Annotated in this window: 26 protein-coding genes, 1 tRNA gene and 1 pseudogene; 17 read left to right on the top strand and 11 right to left on the bottom strand. The window is 65.6% G+C overall.

The genetic code is table 11. From position 1 onward, the window contains the following. The first annotated feature begins 36 nt into the window (after positions 1–36). The 5 genes from M2337_RS14810 to M2337_RS14830 all read left to right on the top strand — a co-directional run bounded on the left by M2337_RS14810 (position 37) and on the right by M2337_RS14830 (position 5,023). Entirely contained in the window at positions 37–978 is a 942-nt protein-coding gene (locus M2337_RS14810) for an RcnB family protein (protein ID WP_264570871.1), read from the top strand. 148 nt (positions 979–1,126) lie between these two features. Continuing rightward, positions 1,127–1,816 carry a prolyl hydroxylase family protein gene (locus tag M2337_RS14815; protein WP_264570872.1) on the top strand — a complete coding sequence of 230 codons (690 nt, stop codon included), beginning with the start codon at positions 1,127–1,129 and terminating at the stop codon, positions 1,814–1,816. A gap of 160 nt (positions 1,817–1,976) precedes the next feature. Further along, positions 1,977–2,417 (top strand): RcnB family protein, encoded by a 441-nt coding sequence (locus M2337_RS14820; RefSeq protein ID WP_264570873.1) that lies wholly within the window; start codon positions 1,977–1,979, stop codon positions 2,415–2,417. 185 nt (positions 2,418–2,602) lie between these two features. Then, positions 2,603–4,435, top strand: a complete 1,833-nt coding sequence (locus tag M2337_RS14825; protein ID WP_264570874.1) for a DUF885 domain-containing protein — start codon at positions 2,603–2,605, stop codon at positions 4,433–4,435. Positions 4,436–4,576: 141 nt separating this feature from the next. Next, entirely contained in the window at positions 4,577–5,023 is a 447-nt protein-coding gene (locus M2337_RS14830) for a hypothetical protein (protein WP_264570875.1), read from the top strand. 43 nt (positions 5,024–5,066) lie between these two features. On the opposite strand, the gene M2337_RS14835 is transcribed toward M2337_RS14830, so the two are convergent. Then, entirely contained in the window at positions 5,067–6,668 is a 1,602-nt protein-coding gene (locus M2337_RS14835) for a lysine--tRNA ligase (RefSeq protein WP_264570876.1), read from the bottom strand. Positions 6,669–6,847: 179 nt separating this feature from the next. On the opposite strand from M2337_RS14835, the gene M2337_RS14840 reads away from it, so the two are divergent. After that, a complete protein-coding gene (locus tag M2337_RS14840; protein ID WP_264570877.1) occupies positions 6,848–7,207 on the top strand; it encodes a PilZ domain-containing protein in 360 nt (119 codons plus the stop codon). A 15-nt stretch (positions 7,208–7,222) separates the two neighbouring features. Here M2337_RS14840 and M2337_RS14845 read toward each other — a convergent pair whose 3' ends face one another. Beyond that, entirely contained in the window at positions 7,223–7,435 is a 213-nt protein-coding gene (locus M2337_RS14845) for a hypothetical protein (RefSeq protein WP_264570878.1), read from the bottom strand. Continuing rightward, entirely contained in the window at positions 7,432–7,881 is a 450-nt protein-coding gene (locus M2337_RS14850) for a DUF983 domain-containing protein (RefSeq protein ID WP_264570879.1), read from the bottom strand. The genes M2337_RS14845 and M2337_RS14850 overlap by 4 nt, the downstream gene beginning before the upstream one ends. Before the next feature lie 80 nt (positions 7,882–7,961). Between M2337_RS14850 and M2337_RS14855 the strand changes: the two genes are divergently transcribed. The 3 genes from M2337_RS14855 to M2337_RS14865 are packed head-to-tail and all read left to right on the top strand — an operon-like array spanning position 7,962 to position 12,736. After that, positions 7,962–9,335 (top strand): PLP-dependent aminotransferase family protein, encoded by a 1,374-nt coding sequence (locus M2337_RS14855; RefSeq protein WP_264570880.1) that lies wholly within the window; start codon positions 7,962–7,964, stop codon positions 9,333–9,335. A 54-nt stretch (positions 9,336–9,389) separates the two neighbouring features. After that, positions 9,390–12,188 carry an ATP-dependent DNA helicase gene (locus M2337_RS14860; protein WP_264570881.1) on the top strand — a complete coding sequence of 933 codons (2,799 nt, stop codon included), beginning with the start codon at positions 9,390–9,392 and terminating at the stop codon, positions 12,186–12,188. After that, positions 12,185–12,736 (top strand): SixA phosphatase family protein, encoded by a 552-nt coding sequence (locus M2337_RS14865; protein ID WP_264570882.1) that lies wholly within the window; start codon positions 12,185–12,187, stop codon positions 12,734–12,736. Before M2337_RS14860 ends, M2337_RS14865 begins: the two co-directional genes overlap by 4 nt. A 286-nt stretch (positions 12,737–13,022) precedes the next feature. Here M2337_RS14865 and M2337_RS14870 read toward each other — a convergent pair. The 7 genes and pseudogenes from M2337_RS14870 to M2337_RS14900 form a co-directional block, all read right to left on the bottom strand. Next, positions 13,023–13,253, bottom strand: a pseudogene (locus tag M2337_RS14870) (MerR family transcriptional regulator); the annotation flags it as partial. Between the two features lie 85 nt (positions 13,254–13,338). Continuing rightward, positions 13,339–13,635 (bottom strand): integration host factor subunit alpha, encoded by a 297-nt coding sequence (locus M2337_RS14875; RefSeq protein WP_264570883.1) that lies wholly within the window; start codon positions 13,633–13,635, stop codon positions 13,339–13,341. A 156-nt stretch (positions 13,636–13,791) separates the two neighbouring features. After that, entirely contained in the window at positions 13,792–14,763 is a 972-nt protein-coding gene (locus tag M2337_RS14880) for a beta-ketoacyl-ACP synthase III (protein ID WP_319799445.1), read from the bottom strand. Continuing rightward, positions 14,760–15,806: a phosphate acyltransferase PlsX gene (gene plsX, locus M2337_RS14885; protein ID WP_264570884.1), complete on the bottom strand. Its 1,047-nt coding sequence runs from the start codon at positions 15,804–15,806 to the stop codon at positions 14,760–14,762. The genes M2337_RS14880 and plsX overlap by 4 nt, the downstream gene beginning before the upstream one ends. Positions 15,807–15,828: 22 nt before the next feature. Further along, positions 15,829–16,008, bottom strand: coding sequence for a 50S ribosomal protein L32 (rpmF, locus tag M2337_RS14890; protein ID WP_264570885.1), 180 nt, complete (start codon positions 16,006–16,008; stop codon positions 15,829–15,831). A gap of 229 nt (positions 16,009–16,237) precedes the next feature. Further along, positions 16,238–16,915 (bottom strand): MBL fold metallo-hydrolase, encoded by a 678-nt coding sequence (locus M2337_RS14895; RefSeq protein WP_319799446.1) that lies wholly within the window; start codon positions 16,913–16,915, stop codon positions 16,238–16,240. Positions 16,916–16,973: 58 nt separating this feature from the next. Beyond that, positions 16,974–17,675, bottom strand: a complete 702-nt coding sequence (locus M2337_RS14900; protein ID WP_264570886.1) for an NAD-dependent deacylase — start codon at positions 17,673–17,675, stop codon at positions 16,974–16,976. A 41-nt stretch (positions 17,676–17,716) separates the two neighbouring features. Between M2337_RS14900 and dapB the strand changes: the two genes are divergently transcribed. The 8 genes from dapB (at position 17,717) to M2337_RS14940 (ending at position 23,377) form a co-directional block, all read left to right on the top strand. Beyond that, positions 17,717–18,484, top strand: a complete 768-nt coding sequence (gene dapB / locus M2337_RS14905) for a 4-hydroxy-tetrahydrodipicolinate reductase (RefSeq protein ID WP_264570887.1) — start codon at positions 17,717–17,719, stop codon at positions 18,482–18,484. A gap of 3 nt (positions 18,485–18,487) precedes the next feature. Further along, positions 18,488–19,144, top strand: coding sequence for an endonuclease III (gene nth, locus M2337_RS14910; RefSeq protein WP_264570888.1), 657 nt, complete (start codon positions 18,488–18,490; stop codon positions 19,142–19,144). Positions 19,145–19,248: 104 nt separating this feature from the next. Then, a complete protein-coding gene (locus tag M2337_RS14915) occupies positions 19,249–19,515 on the top strand; it encodes a spike base protein, RCAP_Rcc01079 family (RefSeq protein WP_264570889.1) in 267 nt (88 codons plus the stop codon). A 128-nt stretch (positions 19,516–19,643) separates the two neighbouring features. After that, the gene (locus tag M2337_RS14920; RefSeq protein WP_264570890.1) at positions 19,644–22,037 is read left to right on the top strand and encodes a sialate O-acetylesterase; all 2,394 of its coding nucleotides are present in this window, start codon (positions 19,644–19,646) and stop codon (positions 22,035–22,037) included. After that, complete coding sequence (locus M2337_RS14925; RefSeq protein WP_181560218.1) at positions 22,034–22,297, top strand: hypothetical protein; 264 nt, start codon at positions 22,034–22,036, stop codon at positions 22,295–22,297. Before M2337_RS14920 ends, M2337_RS14925 begins: the two co-directional genes overlap by 4 nt. Then, positions 22,294–22,776: a lysozyme gene (locus M2337_RS14930; RefSeq protein ID WP_264570891.1), complete on the top strand. Its 483-nt coding sequence runs from the start codon at positions 22,294–22,296 to the stop codon at positions 22,774–22,776. Before M2337_RS14925 ends, M2337_RS14930 begins: the two co-directional genes overlap by 4 nt. A 68-nt stretch (positions 22,777–22,844) precedes the next feature. Further along, the gene (locus M2337_RS14935) at positions 22,845–23,288 is read left to right on the top strand and encodes a hypothetical protein (protein ID WP_264570892.1); all 444 of its coding nucleotides are present in this window, start codon (positions 22,845–22,847) and stop codon (positions 23,286–23,288) included. Between the two features lie 14 nt (positions 23,289–23,302). Next, a tRNA-Thr gene (locus M2337_RS14940) sits at positions 23,303–23,377 on the top strand. A 47-nt stretch (positions 23,378–23,424) separates the two neighbouring features. On the opposite strand, the gene M2337_RS14945 is transcribed toward M2337_RS14940, so the two are convergent. Beyond that, complete coding sequence (locus M2337_RS14945) at positions 23,425–23,757, bottom strand: hypothetical protein (protein WP_264570893.1); 333 nt, start codon at positions 23,755–23,757, stop codon at positions 23,425–23,427. Between the last annotated feature and the right edge of the window lie 35 nt (positions 23,758–23,792).

Below are 23,792 nucleotides of genomic sequence, written 5' to 3' on the forward strand. Positions count from 1 at the left end.
TGGCGAAGAACCGCCTGCTTTGAGGATGTAACCACGATGAGCCGTCTTTTGACCTTCGGCCTGCTGGCTTCCACCATGCTGGCCACAGCGCCGGTTGCTGCGCAGGAGCGCAGCGCCAACCGGGGCGACTGGATCCGTAACCAGAACCAGCAGGAGCAATCCGCCCCGCGGCAGGATGGCGGCGATCGCCGGCGTGACTGGTCCGGACAGCGCGGTGGACCGTCGCGCGGCGAGGGCATGCGCCCACAGCCGGCTCCGCAGCAGCGCGCGCCCGCTACGGTGACCACGACCCGCGTCGCGCCGTCCGATGCGCCCCGCCCCAATTGGCAGGACCGTCGCGCACCCGACCAGGCCGGACGGCCCGACAGGCCCGAGCAGCGCGAGCGTCCCCGGGATCAGCCGCGCAGCTGGAATGACACCAGCCGGAACAATGCCAACTGGCGTGACGATAGCCGCCAGCAGGCCGAGAACCGCGCCGAATGGGAACGTCGCCGCGAGCAGGCCAATCGGGATGGCAACCGCACCGACTGGCGAGACCGCGACGACGCGCGCCGCTGGGATGGTCGCCGCGACAATGACTGGCGACGCAATGACAGCACCAGCCGGGACCGCGCCGATTGGGAACGGCAGCGCCTGAACGAGCGCCAACGCTGGGCCGACCAGCGCCGCTGGGACAATCGCTGGCGCAACGACCGGCGCTATGACTGGCAACGCTACCGTACGCAGTATCGCTCGGTCTACAGGATGCCGACCTATTACGCGCCCTATGGCTGGAACTACGGCTATCGCCGTTTTTCGATTGGCATCTACCTGAACGACATGCTGTTCGGGCGGAATTACTGGATCAGCGATCCCTATGAGTACCGCCTGCCGCCCGTCTACGGCTCGCTGCGTTGGGTGCGCTATTATGACGATGCGCTGCTGGTCGACACGCGTGACGGCTATGTCGTCGATGTGATCCACGACTTCTTCTGGTGAGCGGGTCGGCGCCCGCACCAAGCCCTTTCTGAGCGGCCTTCAGGAAAGACTGGGCCGGTTCCCGCTTCGGCAGGGGCCGGTCCTTTTTTGGGTGCTGGCGCACCGCCTCCCCTTGCTAAGCCCGGGATCGGGATGGCAGGAGACAGGCATGAAGCAAGATTGGCCAGACGACGCGGAACTTCCCTCGCAAGCCCGCGCGGAGATCGGCGTCCGCGTGCGCCAGCGCCTCTCCCGCAATCCGATGATCAGCCGGGTGCAGACCGAGCGGGCCGAGATGTTCCTGCGCCACGGGCTTGTGACGCCCAAGGAATGCAGCGAGCTGATCGGCAAGATCGATGCCGGGTGCAAACCCTCCAAGCTGTTTTCCGGCACCGAGTCGGGGTATCGCACCAGCAGCAGCTGCAATCTCGATATCTACGATCCGCTCGTGGTCGCGGTGACGAAGCGCATCGATGCGCTGATGGGCATCGAAGGCGACTATGGCGAGCTGCTGCAGGGCCAGCGTTATTACGAGTCCCAGCAATATCAGCTCCATTGCGATTATTTTCCCGCGAAGGTGCACTATTGGCCGGCGATGCGGGCGACTGGCGGACAGCGCTGCTGGACGGCGATGGCCTATCTGTGCGACGTCGAAGCGGGCGGCGAGACGCAGTTTCCCCGCTTGGGCGTAACGATCCCGCCCCGCACCGGCACGCTGCTGATATGGAACAATATGATCGCGGATGGCAGCCCCAATTACGATACGCTGCATGCGGCCCTGCCCGTTACCAAAGGCGCCAAATATGTCGTGACCCGCTGGTATCGCGAGCGCCCGTGGGAACCGCGCAATAAACCGTGACTCCGGGCTCAGCCACGCGGGGAACCTCAGACAAATTGCGACACTTATGAGCGAAAGCTGACACAGGCGTTCGCGCGCCATTCAGCCCGTCGAGCCGATAAGGATCAGGCGACCAAGGCCGCAGAACGAGGCGCCTGGCCGGCACTGAAAGGAGTGTCACATGATGAAAAAGTTTCTGCTCGGCGGGCTTGCAGCCCTCACCCTCATCCCCACCACCGCGATGGCCCAGCCCTATCATGCCCAGGACCGGCAGGACGTGCGGGAAGCTCGTCGCGATGTAAACGACGCCCGCCGCGATGTTCGCGATGCCAAGCGTGACCTGCGCGACGCTCGCTGGGACTATCAGCGCGAGGTGCGCGACTATAATCGAGAGCGCCCGTGGCGTGCGGCCCCGTTCAAATATCAGAGCTTCAAGGCCGGCGTCACCATCCGGCCCGTCTATTACGGCCGCAACTATGTCGTGAATGACTGGCGTCGCTTCCACTGGGATGCCCCCCGCGCGAACCAGGTCTGGGTGCGCCATTATGACGACGCGGTGCTCGTGAACACGCGCACCGGCAGGGTCGTGAAGGTGATTCACAACGCCTTCCGTTACCGCTGACCACGCGTCCCTTTTCGGGATAAGAATGAAGAGGGCCGCGCCGACATTCGGCGCGGCCCTTTTTATGCGCCTGAGCATGCTTCCCCGCGACGAAACGAGCCGGTCGAGCGTTGTGATGAACAGCGCGCGGCGCTACGCATCCATGCATGCGATCTTCTGATCGACCTTCCCGGAAAGGACTTCCCATGTTCCGCGCCCAGCGCCTTACCCGCAGCCTCTCGTTGCTGCTTGCCTCCACCGCTTTTGCTACGCCCCTGCTGGCCCAGACGCCTGCGGCGCAACCAGCCGGCCAGACTGCCTCGAGCGAGGATCAACGCCTGACCGCGCTGTTCGCCCGCGCCAATGAGGCCACGCTCGCCAACAACCCGCTCGACGCGCTGTTTCGGGGTGATATGCGCCATGCCGAACGCATGGGCGATTATATCAGCGACGCCTATTTCGCGACCGAGCGCAAAATCGCGCAGGACAATCTCGCCGCTCTCCACGCTATCAACCGCGACCGGCTGAACGCCCAGAACAAGATCGCCTATGACGTGTTCGAATGGGAAGTGCAGGACAAGCTGACGAAACTCAGCCCGCCGCTGGTCAACATCAGCGCGGTCATCCCGATCAATCATTTCACGGGGCTGCACACCTTCTACCCGACCCTGTCGTCCGGCAAGGGCGCGGCGCCGTTCAAGACGCTCGCCGACTATGAGAACAACCTCAAGCGCCACAAGGACTATGTCCGCTACCTCGACCGCGCGATCGGCCGCTTCCGCGAGGGCATGGCGAGCGGCGTTGTCGAGACGAAGCTGACCATCGGCAATACGATCTCGCAGCTTGACGCCCTGCTGGCCCAGCCGGTGGACGAGTCGCCTTTCTACCAGCCGGTGAAGGATTTTCCCGAGTACATCGCGCCGGCTGACCGGCAGCGGCTGACCAAGGCTTATCGGGATGCACTGATCAACGAGATCAACCCCGCCCAGAAGCGGCTGCGCGACTTCCTGAAAGCGGACTATCTGAAGGTGGCACGCGAGGGCGTCGGCCTCAGCGCCATGAAGGGTGGCGCGGAGCTTTATGCCGCGCTGGTCAAGAGCATGACGACGCTACCGCTCACGCCGGATTATATCCATAACCTTGGCCTTTCGGAGGTCGCGCGCATCCGCAGTGAGATGGAGCAGGTGCGGGACGAGGTGGGATTCAAAGGCACGCTCGGCGCCTTCTTCACCCATTTGCGCGAGGCCCCGGAATTTCACCCCAAGTCCCGCGAGTGGATGACGGAGGAATTCTACCGCATCGGCAAGATCGTCGATGAGAAGGTGCCGAGCCAGTTCTCGACGCTGCCCAAGGCCGAGCTGGAAATCCGGCCGTATCCGGAGTTCCGCGAGAAGTTCGAGGCTGGCGGTTCCTACGAGAATGGCACGCCCGATGGCACGCGCCCCGGCGTCTTCTACTTTAACGCCTATGATCTGCCCTCCCGCAGCATTCCGGGCATGACGACGCTCTATCTGCACGAAGGTGCGCCGGGCCATCACTTCCAGATCAGCCTCGCGCAGGAAAATGCCAGCCTCCCCGACTTCATCCGCTTCGGCGGCAACACGGCTTATGTTGAAGGCTGGGCGCTCTATGCCGAGACGCTGGGCTATGACTTCGGCCTGTTCAAAGACCCGTATCAGCGCATGGGCCATCTCGACGATGAGATGCTGCGTGCGATGCGGCTGGTGGTGGATACCGGCATCCACGCCAAGGGCTGGACCCGCGATCAGGCCATTGCGTACATGCTCGACAACAGCTCGATGGGGAAGACGGACGCCACCGCCGAGGTCGAGCGGTACATCGCCATGCCGGCCCAGGCCCTCTCCTACAAGATCGGCGCGCTGACCATCCAGCGGCTGAAGAAGAAGGCGCAGGCGGCGCTTGGTGACCGGTTCGACGTCAAAGCCTTCCACAATCAGGTGCTGATGACCGGCGCGCTGCCGATGAGCGTGCTGGAGCGCAAGATCGACGATTGGATTGCCCACGCCAAGGCTCGGTAATCGGCTGCGCCCTGTGTGCACCCGGTGGCCCCGCCCAAGCGAGAGCCACCGGGACTGACCCCGACATCGGCCTCAATCACTATTGCAATTCGTTCGCAATAGCATATTCTGCCAGCCTTCATTCTGCTGGAAGGGGTCGCCATGACCAGGGATTTATCCGCTCTTTTCGCCTTTCGGGACCTGCGGTCCTTTCCGTTGACGGCCATGCACCTCATCATGGCCGCGCGGCTGTGCATTATCTACGGCCAGTCAGGCCGTGATCCTGTGCCGGACCTCGCCGTCCGCTTGCGGTCCATGGATGCCGCCCGGCGCGTCATTCTGCTCGTGCGGGGATTGCAGGAGGGTTGGCCCGAACATTTCCTCGTGCATCGCCCCTGCGCGATGTCGCTCAGCCCTGACGAGGCGCTGCTTGGCGATCTGGCGGTGACGGCGATCCAGGGCGACGAGGCGGAGGCCACGCGCCTGCTGCGCGAGACGCTGCCCTGCGATGTCACGCATTTCCTCTTTCACCAGACCGTCGCTGCGGTGGCGGCCATCCGGTCTGCGCAATTGCAGCCGCATCGCCCCGAGAACCGATGCGGCTGCTGAACGCGGGTGAACGCCGGAGGGTAGCTTACCCCCGTTCTACCGATTATGCGGCTGCCAGATCCAGCGCCTGGGCAATCAGCTTGCGGCTGTTTGCAATGCCATAGAGCGCGATGAAGCTGCCCATGCGTGGCCCCTGCTGGGCGCCGAGCAAGGTCTCATAGAGTGCCTTGAACCAGTCGCGCAGTTGCTCGAAGCCGTAATGCGGGTCCTTGCCGATTTCGTAGACGATATTCTGGATGTCTTCGGCCGAGGCGTCGTCCGGCAAAGCGGCGAGCTGGGCATCCAGTTCGCGCAGGGCCAGCGCTTCGTTGGGCTCCGGCGCGCGGCGCTTGAGCGTGGGCGCTACGAAATCGCGATTATAGGCCAGCGCATTGCGCACGAGGCCCGCGACGCGCGGATAGCGCTCCACCGAGGCATCGGGCGCGTAATTGCGCAGATAGGCCCACACCTGATGCTCGGTCGCATCGGCGCCCATGACGCCGACCAGATTGAGGAGCAGGCCATAGGTCACCGGCAGCGGATCGTCCGTCACCTGCCCGCCATGGACATGGTGAACGGGATTGCCGAGGCGCTTGTCCACGGCCTGCGTCGCATAGGCGGAGCGGAACTGCTCATAATCATCGACCGCGCGGGGGATGACGCCGATGTGCAGCGACTTGGCCGCCTTCGGCTCGCGATAGATATAGAAGGCCAGACTCTCTTCCGAGCCATAGGTCAGCCACTGCTCGATGCTGAGGCCATTGCCCTTGGACTTGGAGATCTTCTCCCCCTTCTCGTCCAGGAACATCTCGTAATTGAAGCCCTCGGGCGGGCGTCCGCCGAGCGCGCGGGCAATCTTGGAGCTTTGCGTGACGCTGTCGATCAGGTCCTTGCCGGCCATTTCATAATCGACGCCGAGCGCTACCCAGCGCATCGCCCAGTCGACCTTCCACTGCAGCTTGGCGCCGCCGGAGAGGATGCTCTGCTCGATCGTCTCGCCATCATCCTCGAAGCGGACGATCCCGGCATCGGCGTCGACGACCTCGACGGGGACCTGCAGCACGATGCCGCTTTTGGCGCTGATCGGCAGCACCGGCGAATAGGTTGCCTGCCGCTCCTTGCGCAGCGTGGGCAGCATGATGTCCATGATCGCCTGATAGTTGCGCAGTACGTTGCGCAGGGCGTCATCGAACTGGCCCCCGCGATACATGTCCGTTGAGGAGACGAACTCGTAATCGAACCCGTAGCGATCGAGGAATGCGCGCAGCATCGCATTATTGTGATGCGCGAAGCTCTCATATTTCTCGAACGGATCGGGCACTTGCGTCAGCGGGCGGCCGAGATGCTCGGTCAGCATTGCTTGATTGGGGACGTTGTCCGGCACCTTGCGCAGCCCGTCCATATCATCGCTGAACGCAATGAGCCGCGTGGGCGCGCCGGTCATTTCCTCATAGGCATGGCGGACCATGGTGGTGCGCTGCACCTCATTGAACGTGCCGATATGCGGCAGGCCCGAGGGGCCATAGCCGGTCTCGAACAGCATCGGCGCACCGCTCGACTTGCCCTGCGGATAGCGCTTGAGCAGCTTGCGCGCTTCTTCATAGGGCCAGGCCTTGGAGACCTTCGCGGCCTCCCGCAGTTGAGCGGCATAATCAGCATCAGTCATGCGGCGAGCCTCTAGCGCCAAGAGCGCGCGCGCAACAACCAAAAAGGCCGGAGAGCAAAAAACAGAAATGCGACGAAACGAAAATTTTACCAATTGGTGTAAGACATCGTGAACGTCCGCCGGAGACGCAAAACCCCTGGGGAGGGGAGAATCGGGTGGGCTTGTGTGGGAGTCTCACCGTGGACCATAAGATCGACCGGCCGCAGCGCGTCTGCGTCCAAGTTCCTGTTATCATAACAACCGTGCTCGATGTGCAGGAGGGCACTTTGGTGGACCTGACCGAGGACGGCGGCCTGATTTCAGGATGCAGCCTGAGCGAAGGCACACGCTTCCAGATCGATTATATGAGCGAGACGATCTATGCCCAGTCCATCTGGCATGAGGTTGACCGCACCGGCTGCCGATTCATTTTCCCGCTAAGGGATGGCGCGCTCTATCAGCATCTCGAACTGGCCCGATCAGCCCTTTTTGCGGAAAGTGCGGCCTTCGCGGATGCGAGCGCTGGCCCAATCCGCGGTTTTGGGCGCCGCCTCGCCTGAGTCCCGTCTTTTACCTCAACATTCCTCGCCGACGAGCCGCCGGCCGTTGCGCCGGACCGGGGGGCCGGATTCTGGCTGGAGAATCTTGAGCAGAGCAAGCGCGAGCCGGACTTCCACGAAATCATCGCCCTCGCCCGTCGCTACCTGCTGAGCCTCTTCGGCAAAGCCGCTGTCGCGCAGATGCTGCGCTGCGGCCTTGCGGGCCAGATCGATGGGGGCAGTCGTCACGGCCGGTCGCCTGAAGGGGCCACCAGCGGGCCATCCGCGCCATAAGGGTGCCAGGGTTGCGACACCCGCCCTTCCCGCGCCTTGAAGAAATACTGGCTGCAGATCAGCCAGCCCTTGAGCGGCCGCAATGGCAGGATGCAGGTGGCCAGCACAAGCGGCAGGGTCGTGACCAGATGCAGCCACAGCGGCGGATCGGCCTTTACCTGCAGCACGAGCGCAAAAACGACCGCCGGCACGCAGGCGAAGCAAATCACGAAGAATGCGGGGCCATCGGCCGGCTCGGCATAATCATAAGAGAGACCGCAGACCTCACAGGAGTCGCGGATCGTCAGGAATCCCTTAAATAGCCGGCCCTGCGCGCAGCGTGGACAGCGGCCGCGCAAACCGGTGCGCACGGGGTCATGCCGAGGCCCGTTTTCTTGCTCTTGCGTGGTCAGGTTCGACATGGCGATTGCTCCATTTCCTTTGGCAATCAGATAGGCGATATGTAGGCATCATCCCACCATACATAAAAAGGGCGCTTGCCATGCAGAACTGGGTTGCCCTGATCCGCGCCGAGAATCTCCGCGCCGACCACGGGCCAAAATATGCGGCCATTGCCGATGCCCTCCGCGGCGCGATCCACTCCGGCGAGTTGCGACCGGGCGAACGCCTCCCCGCGCAGCGCGATCTGGCGGCCCAGCTCGGCGTGGACCTGACGACGGTCACCCGCGCCTACACGCTGGTGCGCGAGGCCGGGCTGATCGAAGGCGCCGGGAAGCTCGGCAGCTTCGTGCGCAACGACATCGCCCTGCCCCGCTTTGGCGAAACCGCGAGCGACCGGGGCATGAATGTGCCACCACAGCCGGGCTTCAACCTGCTGCCGCAGGCGATCCACAATGGCATGGCCAGCCTGCTGCGTGCCGGTCGCCATTCCCCGATCCTCCAATATCAGCCAAGCCTCGGCAATATCGCCGACCGCGCGCAGGGGGCTGAGCGGCTGGCGGCGGCGGGCCTGCCGAGCGAGGCGGACCAGATCGCTATCACGGCGGGTGCCCAACATGCCTTGCATGGGCTGGTCCACAGCATTATGGAGCCGGGCGACCGCCTGTGCTGCGCGCCGTTCATCTATCCCGGCATGATCGCGCTGGCGCGGCGACGGGGTCTGGTGCTGACGCGCGTCAATGTCGATGATGAGGGGCTGATACCGGATGCGCTGGACGCAGCCCTGCGCGGGGGCGCGCGCGCCGTCTATCTCACGCCGACCAATGACAATCCCACCTGCATCACCATGGGATTGCGGCGCCGGGAGGAAATTGCCGCCGTCATCGTCACCCATGGCGCGACGCTGATCGAGGACGACGCCTATGGGCAGCTCTGCCGCGCCGCCCATCCGCCCTGCGCGGCGCTGATCCCGGCGCAAAGCTGGTATATCGCCGGCACGTCCAAGCTCATCTCGCCGGTCTTGCGCGTCGCGCATGTTCGCGCGCCCTCCGCAGAGCAGAATCTGCAATTTGGCGCGGCGCTGGGCGACAGTGCCGTGATGGCGCCGCCGCTGAACGTCGCTCTGGTCAGCCACTGGCTGCGCGAGGGGCTGTTCGGTGCGCTGATCGATGGCGTGCGGGCGGAAGCGGTCACGCGGCACCGGCTCGTGACGCGCCATCTGACCGGCCTGCCCTACCGGATGCAGCCCGAGGGCTACCATCTCTGGCTGGACCTGCGCGATACCAGCGGACGGGCGCCGGATATCGACACACTGATCGATGTGCTGGGTGGCATGGGCCTTTCTGCCGTGGCCGGCAGTGCGTTCGCCACTGAAGATGGCACGTCCACGCATATCCGCCTGTCCGTCGGCGGCGCGCTCGACCATGGGGCGATCGAACGTGCGCTGCGGCACCTCCGGGACCGACTGGTGTGCTGAGCCCGACCCCGGCCGGCGGTTATGCGGTAAAATGACCGAACGCGCGTTCCCCTTATGGACCAAGCACGCTATGGCTGCCGGGTGTCCTCACCCCATCCGATCCTGCCGGGCCTGCCACCGGCGCTCCATGCCAGCCATGCCGGCATCTGGCTGACCGACGGCAGCGGCGAGCAGACCGTCGGGCTTGGTCGCGGCCAGGCCCTTTCGCGCGCCGCAGATACGCCGCTGCTGCTTGTCAATGCGCCGCTGCTGGGATCGCGACTGGGCTATGCGGACCTCTCCGGCCTCGACCTGCTGGAGCTGTTCGCCTTCCTCTTCCCCGCCCAGTTCGTGATTCCCACAGTGGCGGGGCTCGCCCGGGCCATGGGTCTGGCGCCGCCGGCCGGCGATGCCGAGGCGGCCCGGCTCATTCCGCAGATTGCCAGTTCCATGCTGGGCTGGACCGAGCGGGTCGACTGGGCGGAGCGCGAAGGCGCCTGGACCAGCCTCAATCAGCTCGAGCGGCTGCGGTGGAGCTGGGCGCCGCTGCTGCGCCCGCGCATTCGCCAACCGGCTGAGGCCGAGCGATGGTTGTTCACGCGCCTGCCGCAATGGGAGGAGCAGGCCCCGCGCCCCGCCCCGCGCCCGGTGACCCTCGACGAGGCGGATGTGTTGGCGCGCCTGCGCAGCCTCACCGGCAGCGGCGCCGAAACGCGGCAGGGCCAACGGGATTTCGCCGCCGCCGCCTCCGGCAGTTTCGCGCCCCGGCCGCGTGAAGATACGCCTAATGTCGTGCTCGCGCAGGCCGGCACCGGCATCGGCAAGACGCTTGGCTATCTCGCGCCCGCAACGCTGTGGGCCGAGCAATCCGGCGGGACGGTGTGGATCGCGACCTACACCAAGGCCCTGCAGCGCCAGCTCGACCGCGAAACCCGGCGCCATTATCCCGACGACGCCGCCTTCCGCCGCCATGTCGTCATCCGCAAAGGCCGGGAGAATTATCTCTGCCTGCTCAATCTGGAAGATGCCCTGCAGGGCGGCTTCGCCGGGCGCGCGGCGGTGCTGGCGCAGTTCGTGGCGCGCTGGGCGGGCTATACGCGCGACGGGGATATGGTCGGGGGCGATCTGCCGGGCTGGCTGATGGCCCTGTTCCGCCGCGCGGGTGCGACCGCACTTACCGATCGGCGCGGCGAGTGCATCTATGCAGGCTGCCCGCATTTCCGCACCTGCTTCATCGAGCGGGCGACCCGCGCCAGCCAGAATGCGGACATTGTGATCGCCAATCATGCGCTTGTGATGATCAACGCAGCGCGCGGGCGGGAAGCGCAGGGCGCGCCGACCCGGATCGTCTTCGACGAGGGGCACCATCTGTTCGACGCGGCGGACTCGACCTTCGGCGCGGCACTCACCGGGCGCGAGGCGATCGAACTGCGGCGCTGGATCATGGGGCCGGAAAGCGAGCGCAAGGGGCGCCGGCGCGGCCTCGCCGCCCGTCTCTCCGATGTCGCAAGCTATGACGAGGAAGGTGCCGAGGCCATCGACGCCGCACGCGAAGCCGCCCGCGCCCTGCCGGGCGAGGACTGGCTGCGCCGCGTCGTCGAGCATGGCGCCGAGGGAGCGATCGAGGCGGTGCTCGCCGCCGTGCGCGACACCGTCTACGCCCGCGCCGAACGGGACGGACGCGACACCGACCCGGGCTATGGGCTGGAAGTCGACCTGAGCGAAGCGGACGGCGCACTGATCGATGCCGCCACGGATGCGGCGCGCGCGCTGGAGGCACTGCTGGGGCCGCTCCAGCGGCTGGGCAAGCGTCTCGTCGCCGTCATTGAGCTGGCGCCGGACTGGCTGGATGGCCCGGCACGCGCGCGCATCGATGGCGCGATCTCCGCCCTTGGCTGGCGGTGCGATCTGCTGCGCGCCTGGATTGCGCTCCTGCTACGCGTCGGCGGGCCGTCCGAGCCGGCCTTTGTCGACTGGCTGGCGGTGGATCGCGTCGAGGGCAAGGAATATGACATCGGCCTGCACCGCCACTGGCTGGACCCGACCAAGCCCCTGGCCGAGACGGTGATGCGGCCGGCCCATGGCGTGCTCGTCACGTCGGCGACGCTGCGGGCCGGCGGCGATACCGAGACGGCCGTCGAGCGATCGGGCGCGGTGCACCTCGGCCGCGCGCCGCAGTGGTTCGAGGCGGCCAGCCCCTTCGACTATGCGCGACAGAGCGAAGTGCTGATCGTCACCGACATCAAGCGCGGCGACCTACCCGCGCTGGCCGGCGCCTATGCCCGGCTGATCGAGGCGGCGGGCGGCGGGACGCTGGGGCTATTCACCGCCATTCGCCGGCTGCGCTCCGTGCAGAAGCGCATTGCCGATCGGCTCGCCCGTGCTGGCCTGCCGCTCTATGCGCAGCATGTCGACCCGTTCGACCCCGCAACCCTGATCGACATGTTCCGGGACGATCCGCGCGCTTCCCTGCTCGGCACGGACGCGCTGCGTGACGGGATCGACGTGCCGGGCGATTCGCTGCGGTTGGTGGTGATGGAAGGCGTGCCCTGGGCCAAACCTTCAGTGCTGCACGCAACGCGGCGGCAGGCCAGCGGTGAGCCGACTGCCTATGATGATCGGCTGGTCCGCGCCCGCCTCGCCCAGGCATTCGGGCGGCTGATCCGCCGGGGTGACGACAGCGGCCAGTTCGTGATGCTCTCCTCGGCCATGCCCAGCCGATTGTTGAGTGCTTTTCCACCCGATGTCCCCATCCTGCGCATTCCGCTCGATGAAGCCATCGCGCGCGTGCGCTCACGCCTTGGTTCCTCGGCCGATATCGGGCAGAGACCCACGGGCGGGTCTCATGAGAATAGGGTATCCACCGAGGAATGAAGACGGTTATCGTTTTGCGCCATGCCAAGTCTGACTGGAGCGATGCCGCGCTGCGCGACTTCGACCGCGGGCTGAACGGCCGCGGCGAACGCGCGGCCGCCGTGATGGGCCAATGGGCCGCCGGTCACGGCGTGACCTTCGAGACGATCATCGCATCGCCCGCCGTCCGCGTGACGCAGACATTGGCGCGTTTTCGCGAGACTTATGGCCCCTGCCCCGAACCCATGCGTGACATGCGGCTCTATCTGGCTTCCGCCGGAACCATAGCAGAGGTGTTGAGCGAAACCGCACCGGACCGGGCCTCGGTTCTGTTGGCCGCCCACAGTCCCGGCCTTGAGGATTTCATCCTGACGGCCAGCGGCCAAGAGCGGCTGACCGGACTGCGCGCATCCGTCGAAATGAAATTTCCGACCGCCGCCATGGCCGTGCTGACCTTCGATGTGGCGGGCTGGGCGGACCTCGCCAGCGGATTCGCTGATGCGGCGACGCTTGAAGCCTTTGTACGGCCACGCGATCTGGATCCGAGTCTGGGGCCGGACCAGCGCTGAGTCGGAAGCGCAGACAGGCCGCTCAACCGGGGTTGAGCGCCTCTTCGAGATTGTTGCGGATGACCCTCAGCCTTGCGATCACCGTGGAGATGTCCGGCGAGGCTGGCGAGCGCGGGCGGACCGGCTGATCGACGGCCGTCCCCAAAAACAGGTCGTCCATTGCGGTCCGTGCCGGACTGGAGCGCTCGTCGCTCGCTGCCTGTGCAGCCGCTTGCACGACCCGCTCGGGGGGGTGCGCCGCATCTGTCTCATGGAGGGAAGGCGCCGACGCCGCCTTGCGCACGCTGGCCAAGGCCCGCTGCGCACCTGGCACAGTAAAGCCTTCCTCATTCAACAGTCGATGAATCCGACGCGCAAGTTCCACGTCCGCCGGCCGATAATAGCGGCGATTACCAGATCGCTGGAGCGGACGAAGCTGCGGGAACCGGGTCTCCCAGTAGCGCAAGATATGCTGCGCCACGCCCAGTTCACGAGCAAGCTCTCCAATCGTCAGAAACGCGCCGTCATCTTTGGCCATGCCTTATTCTGCAACGAGATACGCGCGCGGGTCAATCCGCGACCGACCGCACGAGCCCATCACGCGACAGTCAGCCGTGAGATATTCAGGCGCCGGCGACGCGTTCGCGCAGCGTCTGGCTCGGCCGGAAGGTGAGAACCCGCCGCGGCGTGATCGGCACCTCGACGCCGGTTTTCGGATTGCGCCCGACGCGCTCGTTCTTGTCGCGCAGCACGAACGTCCCAAAACCGGAAATTTTGACATTCTCGCCTTGCTCAAGCGCCTCACTCACAAGATCGAGCACCTGCTCGACAATCTGCGCGGATTCAGACCGCGAGAGGCCGATCTGGCGGTTGAGCCGATCAGCGATCTCAGCGCGGGTCAACGTGTCTTCTGAACTCATTTCGCCCCCAAATAACGAAACCAAGCGCGCCCTGTCCCCCAACAGGCCACATCGCCGTCTCTGCGGCAGAAACTCTTACAATGCAATCGGCAAGAATCGAAACAAGCCGCAGTTATTTCGCGATATTATTGAAAAATAAGATTATCAGAACACGGGCTAAAACCGCAGGGTGCTGGCGCCCCAGGTAAAGCCGCCGCCCATCGCTTCCAGCACGAGGAGATCGCCCCGCTTGATGCGCCCGTCCCGTACGGCGGTATCGAGCGCCAATGGAACCGAGGCGGCCGAGGTGTTGGCATGCTGATCGACCGTGACGATCACCCGCTCCGCTTCCAGCCCGAGCTTGCGCGCCGTGGCATCGAGAATGCGGGCATTGGCCTGATGCGGCACCACCCAGTCGATATCCTCGACTGCGATATCGGCCGCCTCCAGCACTTCTCGGAGCACCTGCGCAAGGTTGACGACCGCGTGGCGGAAGACGTCCTGCCCCTTCATCCGCAGCTTGCCGACCGTTCCGGTAGTCGAGACGCCGCCGTCGGTATGGAGCAGGCAGTTGTGCCGGCCATCGGCGTGGAGCCGACTGGCGAGGATGCCCCGCCCGGTCTCCTCATCTGTATCCTGCCCGCGCAGCAGCACGGCGCCCGCACCATCACCGAACAGCACGCAGGTGCCGCGATCTTCCCAGTCGAGCAGCCGGCTCATCGTCTCCGAACCGATCACCAGCGCCGTCTTTGCCGCGCCACCACGGATCATGTTGTCCGCGACAGTCAGCGCGTACAGAAAGCCCGAGCATACCGCTGCCACGTCGAATGCGACGCAATCATTGATGCCCAAACCGGTCTGAACGCGCGTGGCCGTCGCCGGGAAGGTCTGATCGGGCGTGGTGGTCGCCAGAATGATGAGATCGACCTCGGTGGCCGGGACATTTGCCGCCTGCAAAGCCTTGCGCGCCGCCTCGACCGCGAGCGTGGAGGTCGTTTCGCCCTCCCCGGCCAAATGGCGAGCATGAATGCCGGTCCGCTCGACGATCCACTCGTCGCTCGTGTCCACTGTCTGCGCCAACTCATGATTGTCGACACGGCGCCGGGGCAGGGCGGACCCGGTCCCTTCGATCACGGACCGCAAGGTCATTTGGCGACCAGTTCCTCTTTTCCAATAGGCCCAACGCGGGCGATGTCCTGCGCGATGCGGGCACTCAGATCTTCCTCCACCAGCCGCGCGGCGACGTGGACGGCGTTGGCGATGCCCTTTTCGTCGGCACTGCCGTGGCTCTTCACCACCATGCCGTTGAGGCCGAGGAAGACGGCACCATTATGATTGTTGGGATCAAGATGCACCTTTAGCAGGTGCAGCGCCGGCTTGGAGAGCAGGAAACCGGCCTTGGAGCGCAACGAGCTGGTAAAGGCACGGCGCAGCACGTCGGTTACGAACCGGGCGGTGCCTTCGGCCGTCTTGAGCGCGATATTGCCGGCAAAGCCCTCGGCGACGATCACATCCGCATCGCCCGAGCCGATCTTATCTCCCTCGATGAAGCCATCGAAGCGGAGCGGCAGGCCGATGCCCTTGCGAAGTACCGCAGCGGCATCGCGAATTTCGTCAGTGCCCTTCAAATCCTCGGTGCCGATGTTGAGCAGGCGCACGCGCGGCATCTCGAGATCGAGCACGACACGGGCATAAGCGGCGCCCATGACCGCGAATTCGACGAGATTGCGCGCGTCGCACTCGGTGTTCGCACCGAGATCGAGCATGACGACATCATTGTCGCCCAGCGTAGGCAGGAAGGCGGCCAAGGCGGGGCGGTCGATCCCCGGCAGCGTGCGCAGGGCGAGCTTGGCGATTGCCATCAGAGCGCCGGTATTCCCGGCGGAGACGGCAGCCTGCGCGTCGCCGTTCTTCACAGCCTGAATCGCCAAGCCCATGGAGCTCTGGCGGGACTGGCGGATCGCCTGACTGGGCTTGTCGCCCGCGTTCACCACCTTGTCGGTGTGAACGATTTCAGCGGCTTGCGAGAGATTGGGGTGGTTGGCGAGCGCGGCACGAATCCGCGTCTCATCACCAAAGAGCAGAAATTGCAGCCCTTCATGCCGACGACGCGCCAAGGCAACGCCCGCGATCATCACGCGGACGCCCTCGTCACCGCCCATCGCATCAATCGCGATCCGCGGCGTCTTCACAGCATGATTCCCCGGTCGGGCCTCAGGCGCCGATCGCGATGATTTCGCGGCCGTTATAGTGCCCGCAAGCGGTGCACAGATTGTGGGGGCGCTTCAGCTCACCACAATTGGGGCATTCCTGATAGGATTCCACGCGCAGCGAGTCATGGCTGCGACGCATGCCGCGCTTGGACGGCGAAGTTTTTCTCTTTGGGACAGCCATGAGGGCACCTGTCTAAAAAACGCAAAACATCAATAACGGGTTCGCTTGCCTGGCCGCCTGCAAAGGCGTCTTGGCGGCCACAGAGGACCGCGGCCAACCGAGAGCCGGGCGTTCGCGAGAGTGAGCGCCTATAGCGCTTTTTCCTGATGGTGCAACCGATTCATTGGACAAACTGGGCGCTTGCGGGACCAGACCGGACATTGGGTGATAGGAAGGCCGCATCGCGCCATCAGTCGCGCACGCCCGTGACGCTGTCGCCCACAAAGGGGTTACTGGCCCGCTCATGCGCAAAGCTGCTTGGCTGGCCATGGCCCGGCACGAAGATTGTCTCACCGCCCAGCGGCCAGAGCTTGCGCGTGATCGAGGCGATCAGATCCTCATGATTGCCAAGCGGAAAATCGGTGCGGCCGATGGAGCCCTGAAAGAGGACATCGCCTACAATGGCGAGCTTTGACGGGCCATGATGAAACACGACGTGACCCGGCGTGTGGCCGGGGCAATGGATGACATCCAGCACCAGCTCGCCGACGGTGACCGTGTCCCCATCGACCAGCCAGCGCGTCGGCTCGAACGGCTCGCCGGGTACGCCCCAGCGCTTGCCATCATCATCCAGCCGCGCGATCCAGAAGCGATCATCCTCATGGGGCCCCTCGATAGGCAGGCCCAATTCCTTGGCGAGCACGCCGGCCTGCCCGCAATGATCGATATGACCGTGCGTCACGAGCAGCTTCTCCAGCGTCACGCCGGCATCCGCCACCGCCTTTTTGAGCCGCGCCAGATCGCCGCCGGGATCGACCAGCGCGCCACGCATGGTTTTGGTGCACCAGATGAGCGAGCAATTCTGCTGGAGCGGCGTCACCGGGATCATCGCGGCGCGCATCGGAGGATTTTGTGGATCGGCAGTCATGCGGTCTGATCTGGCAGTCGAACCCGCCCGGCGCAAGGGTGGCGGAGCGCCGCGCCGTTCAGGACGCCAGCATCTCCTCGACCCATGCCGGCACGAGCTGGCTCGCCGGGCCGAGGCGGGATTCATCGAACCAGGCGCTGCCTTCTGACGGTTCGAGATTGAGCTCCAGCGTGCGCGCGCCGTAGGCCTGCGCCATGCGGACGAACCCGGCGGCCGGATAGACAGCGCCCGACGTGCCGATCGACACGAACACATCGGCACGGGCCAGCGCCGCTTCGATCCGCGCCATCTGATAAGGCATCTCGCCGAAAAACACGATGTCGGGCCGCAGAGCGGGCGCGCCGCAGGTGGGGCACGCCGCTGCAGGCGGGAGAGGACCCGTCCACGGCAGACGGTAATCGCAGGTGGCGCACAGTGCGCTGTTCAACGCGCCATGCATATGGAGGAGGTTGCGCGAGCCGCCGCGCTCGTGGAGATCATCGACATTTTGCGTCACCAGCAGGAGCTCGCCGGGCCACTGCGCCTCCAGGCGGGCCAGCGCCTCATGCGCGGGATTGGGCTCAACGCGCTCCAATGCGGCGCGACGCATATCATAGAAGCGATGGACCAGCGCAGGATCTCGCGCCAGCGCTTCGGGCGTGCAGACATCCTCGATCCGATGCTGCGCCCAAAGGCCATCCTCCGAGCGGAAGGTCTCCAAGCCGCTTTCTGCCGAGATGCCGGCGCCGGTGAGGATGACAAGTGCGTTCGAGTCTGGCATCGGCGCGATGAGACAGATTTGGGGCGAAGGACGCAAGCATCATGACGGCGATCGGCATCTTTGGCGCGCGGGGGCGCATGGGTCAGGCGATCGCGGGGGTTGCGGCGGATGCCGGAATTGCAGTGGCTGGCGGGACGGACAGTCAGCCGGGCGGGACCATCGGCGCGGAGGGCGCGGAGATCACCAGCGATGCGATGGGCCTTGCGGGCAGCGCCGACGTGCTGATCGACTTCTCGGTGCCCGGCGCGCTGCAGGCGCATCTTGATGCCTGCGTCGCGGCGGGCAAGCCGATGCTGATCGGCACGACCGGCCTCAAAGCAGCCCATCACGCCGCCATCGACCGCGCGTCGGCGCAGATCGCGGTGCTGCAGACGGGCAATACCTCGCTCGGCGTCAATCTGCTGGCTGCGCTCGTTCAGGAAGCGGCCGCGCGACTGGGCGACGATTGGGACATCGAAATTCTGGAGATGCATCACCGCCACAAGGTGGACGCCCCTTCCGGCACGGCGCTGCTGCTCGGCGAAGCGGCGGCGGCCGGGCGCGGGATCAGCCTTGCCGAGCATAGCGCGCGGGGGCGCGACGGGATCACTGGCGCGCGCAAGGCCGGTGACATCGGTTTTGCGGCGCTGCGCGGGGGATCGGTCGCAGGCGATCATCTTGTGGTGCTGGCCGCCGATCAGGAGCGGATCGAGCTGGGTCATCGGGCCGAGAGCCGCATCATCTTCGCTCGTGGTGCGGTGAAGGCCGCGCAATGGCTGATCGGCAAGGCGCCGGGACGCTATGCCATGGCGGATGTGCTGGGGCTGTAGGTCTTGAGCCGCCAGCGCATTCTCAACCGCGACCAGATTTTCACGCTGTTCTCGCGGCTGGCGGAGCATAATCCCGAGCCGCGCACCGAGCTGGATTATGGCAATGACTTCCAGTTGCTGGTGGCCGTCGTCCTCTCGGCGCAGGCGACCGATGCAGGCGTCAACAAGGCGACGCGGCGGCTGTTCGAAACGGTGAAAACGCCGGCGGACATGGTGGCGCTCGGCGAGGGGGCGCTCAAGGAACACATCAAGACCATCGGCCTGTTCAACACCAAGGCCAAGAACGTCATCGCGCTCTCGCAGGCGTTGGTGGAGGCCTATGGCGGCGAAGTGCCGCGCGATCGGGACGTGCTAACCACCCTGCCGGGCGTGGGGCGCAAGACCGCCAATGTGGTGATGAACACGGCATTTGGCGAGGAAACCTTTGCGGTCGATACCCATATCTTCCGGGTCGGCAACCGGACAGGACTGGCGCCGGGGAAGACCGTACTCGCCGTCGAGAACGGCTTGGAAAAGCGCGTCCCCCAGCCCTTCCGGCGCGGTGCCCACCACTGGCTGATCCTACATGGCCGCTATGTCTGCAAAGCCCGTAAGCCCGAATGCTGGCGCTGCATCATCGACGATGTGTGCCTGTTCAAGGACAAGACCCCAGCACCATGATTTTACCAGATAGGTAAATTCAATCTGTCCTACAGCACCTCTCCGGTGGCTTAAGGGGGTTGCGGCGATTCGGCCGCATCACTCGCCACAGGAAGGGCACGGACATGGCCGACCGCTTCGAAACCCAGATCGACTCCCTCACCCAGCCGGCGCGCGAGGCCTTTGCCATCACGCCCCACGCCATCAATGAAATCGACCCGCTGCCCAAGGCCATCTATGTCGGAACGGGCGGAACCATCACGCTGCGCGCAGCGGGCTCCGGCACTGACGTGGTGCTCAAGAATGTCGCGTCAGGGCAGATCCTTGACATTCGCGCCCGCTACATCCGAGCCAGCGGCACGACCGCAGCCGACATTGTGGGCCTTGCCTGATGGTCGGTCCCGGATTTGGTTTCGGCGCTGCAGGGTCTGCGCGCCGTCATCGGCCCCTTGGCGTCTCCCCGACGCCGACGCCTACACCAACCCCGACGCCCACCCCCAGTTGGATGAGCAGACCCGCCATGACCGGCGCCGCCAGCCCTCCGCGCGTCGGCGATATGCTCACCGCTCTGGGCGGCATCATCGTGAACGGCGCGGCGACGGGCTGGCAATGGCTGCGCGATGGCGTACCGATCGCAGGCGCCACCGCCAACAGCTACGTGCTGTCCGCAGCCGATACGGGATCGATGATCGGCCCGCGCGAGCTGGCGAGCGGGGCGGGCGGCAGTGGGTCGGCCGATGCGGACCCCGTCGGGCCGGTCGCTGCGGCGCTCGTTGCCGCGAGTTACAGCGCTGGCTTCACGTTGGCGCAGTTCCCAAGCTACGAAGAGAAGCGGATTTACCAGCGCACCACAACCAACGGCGGTGGCCAGGGCAAGGGCACCGGCACGATCCGCGTACCGCTGTCTGGCGTCGTCACCGCCGGCACGGTCGGGGTGCGTATCCGCTCGGCCGATGATGGCACGACGATCCTGCAGGGGCCGTGGACCGCCGGCACGATCGCAAACGGCGCCACCTATGTCGACGTTACCGGCGTGGACGCCCGGCTTGGCTGGTTCTTCATCGATCTGAAGGGCGCGGATGGCGCCTGGCAGCTCGGCACCGTCAAGGTCGGCATGGGCATGTTGACCGGCTTTGCGGGTCAATCGCTCACCGTGCGGATGCTGGGGCGACAGGCCACCGACTCGACGGCGACCTTCGCTTCGCTTGGGATCGCGCCGGATGCCAACAGCGCGGTGCTGGCGCGATATGTGGACGGCAACACCTACAATCCCGCCTCCGCCACCATGCCCTGGCAGACGCCGGGCGACATGAGCAATAGCACCGGCCCCAATTCCGTCGGCGTCGGTGAATATCTCAACCGCATGATTGCGCTGACCGGCGTCAACTGTGGCGTTGTCGGCCATGCGGTCGGCGGCACCACCATCGCCAGCTTCTTTAGCGGGCAGAGCAACTGGACGGCGCTCTCCGAGGTGATGAACCGGGCTGGCAATGCCTTCGAGGCCTTTGTCTGGGGCCAGGGCCATACCGAGGCCCTCTATGGCATCCCACCCAAGGCTTATGGTCAGGCCCTGAGCACCCTCTTCAGCCAGCTGACCGCGCTCAACAGCCTGCCGTCCTTCGCCCGTCTCGTCTGGACCATCCCATCCATGGGGCTGGTGCGGAGCTGGGGCACGCCGTGGCAGGTCAGCCGCATCCGCAAGGGCGCCCAGGACTGGTGCGCGGCCAATGGCGGCACCTATGTCCACATGGACGATACGCTGATGAGCGGCGACGGCATCCACCAGACGCAGGCCGGATCGCTGACCATGGCCCGGCATCTCTATCGCGCGCTGCGCAGTTCTTATGGCGCCAGCGCGGGCCTTGGCCCCGCGCCCCTCTCCGCCACCCGATCCGGCACCACGATCACGCTTACGCTGAGCAATGTCGGCCAGGGCGCGCTGGTGCTGAGCGGCACGCCGGGCAACCGCTTGTGGGTGTTCCCGCGCGGCCGGGTGAACCCGATGGCCAACAACGCGACCGACAACCGCTTCCCGGTCGCCTCGGTCACCGCGGTGAACGCCACGACGGTCGCGATGACCCTCGCCAACGATCCCGGCCCCGGACATGAGCTCGACCTCTGGGTCTACTTCCCGAGCGGCCCGGCCAATGCGGCGGCAGACACGATCCGCGATGACCGGACCGATGGAGACGGCATCACCACCGGCCGCATCGTGCAGGGCAGCACTCTCCCCATCGCCATCGCGGCGCCGACGCCGGGTGGCGCGATTAATGCCCCGCCGAGCGGCTTCATCGCGCCGATCAGCCCGCTCAGCATGGCCGAGACGAGCACGACCTACGCCGCCAGCACCGGTGGCGCGGCGTTCGGCCAGCAGATGACGGGCGGCACCGCGCGCGGCAGTTACAGCCCGGTCTTCGCGCCGATTACCGCGGAGGGCTTCTTCACCTGCCCGGACCCGCTCCCGGGGGCGATCCAGGTCCTGTTCGGCGGGTTCGGAAGCAACGGCTCCCGCTTCGTCGCCATCGATGGCGCCGGCAAGCTGCGGGTCTGGAGCGGTCTCACCGGCACCACCGTGCTGGCGCCCGGCAAGCGCTACCATGTCGCCTGCCAGGCCGGGCCGGGAGGGCTGGCGCTCTATGTGACCAACGTCACCGATGGCCTTCCCGGTACCCGCGAGAGCTATGCCGCGTTCGGCGAGACGATCGTGCCGGCCGCCTCGGGCTATTCGCTCCGCAACCACAATGGCGAATACGGGCTCACCGGCGGCGCGCTGGATGAATGGGCGGTGTTCAACAGCGAGCGCTACAGCGGCACGAGCTACGCCTGCCCGAGCGGCCCGTTCACCGGCGATGAACCGGACATCGTGGCGCTCTACCGGTGCGATGGCGACGCAAAGGATGCGGTGACACGATGACCAGCCCCCAACTCGCGCGGAAGCTGGATCAACTGATCGGCAAGGTGGAAAGCCTTGCCGAGACGGTCGACCGGCAAGCGCAGGAAATCGGCCGCGCATCCGAACGGCTTGCGCTGGTCGAACAGGACACCAAGCGGACCATGGAAGTGATCGAAGCCTGGCGCGCGGCGAAGCTTTGGCTGCGCTGGAGCCGATGGGTGGCGGGTTTCATCGCCTCGATGATCGCCGCGTTCGCGGCCTTCAAGGGCTTGAGCAAATGAACGCGCGGGATACGCTGCTGGGCGGCGCGGTCGGCAGCGCTTTCATCGGCCTCGCCATCATGATCGCGGCGCCGTTCATCGCGCGATGGGAAGGGACACGGACCGACCCTTATCGCGACATCGCGGGCATTTGGACGGTCTGCACCGGCGAGACCCGCGTGCCGATGCGGCGTTACACGCCCGCCGAATGCGCGGCGATGCTGGACCGAACGCTGGCCGCCGACTGGGCGCCCGCGGTGCTGCGCGCCGTGCCAGCGCTCAAGGATCGTCCCTATCAGTTCGCGGCTGCCATCTCGCTCACCTACAATATTGGCGAGGCGGCCTTTGCGCGCTCGACGGTCGCGCGGCGGTTCAATGCGGGCGATTGGCCGGGCGGCTGCGACGCGTTCCGGCTCTGGGTGATGGTCGATGGGCGGCGCGTGCAGGGGCTGGTCAACCGGCGGGAGGCAGAGCGCCGGCTCTGCCTGACCAACCTGTGACGCTGCAAGGATGGCCCACCGCCGCCGGCGCGCTCGCTCTAACTCTTATTCTCGCGCTGGCATGGGGGATGCGGGTTGACCATCTGCGCGCACGCCATGCCGCCGCACTCGCACAGGCTCGTCTGGATTATCGCGCCGCCCAGGCCAAGGCGCAGGCGGATTTCGACGCGCAGGTCGCCGCGCTGCGCGTCCACAACAGGAGGCTCAACGATGCTGCCGAACAGAAGAGCGAAGCTCTCACCCTTGCCTATCGTGATCGCGTTGTGCGCCTGCCAGCCGCGCCCGCTGCCTGTGCTCCCGATCGCCCCGGCCTGCCCGCGCCCGGCGATGCCCAGCCTGTTAACCGATCCGGTCGCGATCCCATCCTTCTTGACCGCGCCGACGCGCTGATCTGCGCGGTCAATACTGCCCGGCTGGAGGCGGCGCGCGCCTGGGCGCTGGAGATCCAGACCGGGCCGTGGCCTTGCGTCCGAGCCGCATTGCGGATTGACCCCCGCGCGGTGAAATCATAGGGAGTTGCGACCTTGCCGGATTAGCACAGTGGTAGTGCAGCGGTTTTGTAAACCGAAGGTCGCGGGTTCAAATCCTGCATCCGGCACCATTTCCTCGTGATGTGAGGGTGGATGCAAAACCTCGCCCTATTTCGCCTCAAAGCGCGCGGATGGATGTCCGGCGATCGTCGAGAGCATTCAGGTCGGCGCTCAGGTGCATTGCATCCGAGCGCTCATCGGGATGAAAACTGCGCGACAGTCCTGCAAAAACGCGCTGCTGTTTCGCTCGGTTGAGAGGCGCGTCTGCAGCAGTGTTGGAGACCTCGGGCGTGGTCTCGCCGGCCCACTTGTAGCCGGCAATTCCGTCCATCAATCGAACGACGGAATCCCTCAGCGAACCGGACGCCTGGAGCGCATCGCCCACAGGGTTGGCATAGGAGACGGGGCTCATGGAACGGCGACGCCAACCAACAATCACATCTTTGATCACGTAAAGTCCCCCGTCGACGCCCCGAAGCATTTACA

Source organism: Sphingobium sp. B2D3A (assembly GCF_025961795.1).
Taxonomy (GTDB): domain Bacteria; phylum Pseudomonadota; class Alphaproteobacteria; order Sphingomonadales; family Sphingomonadaceae; genus Sphingobium.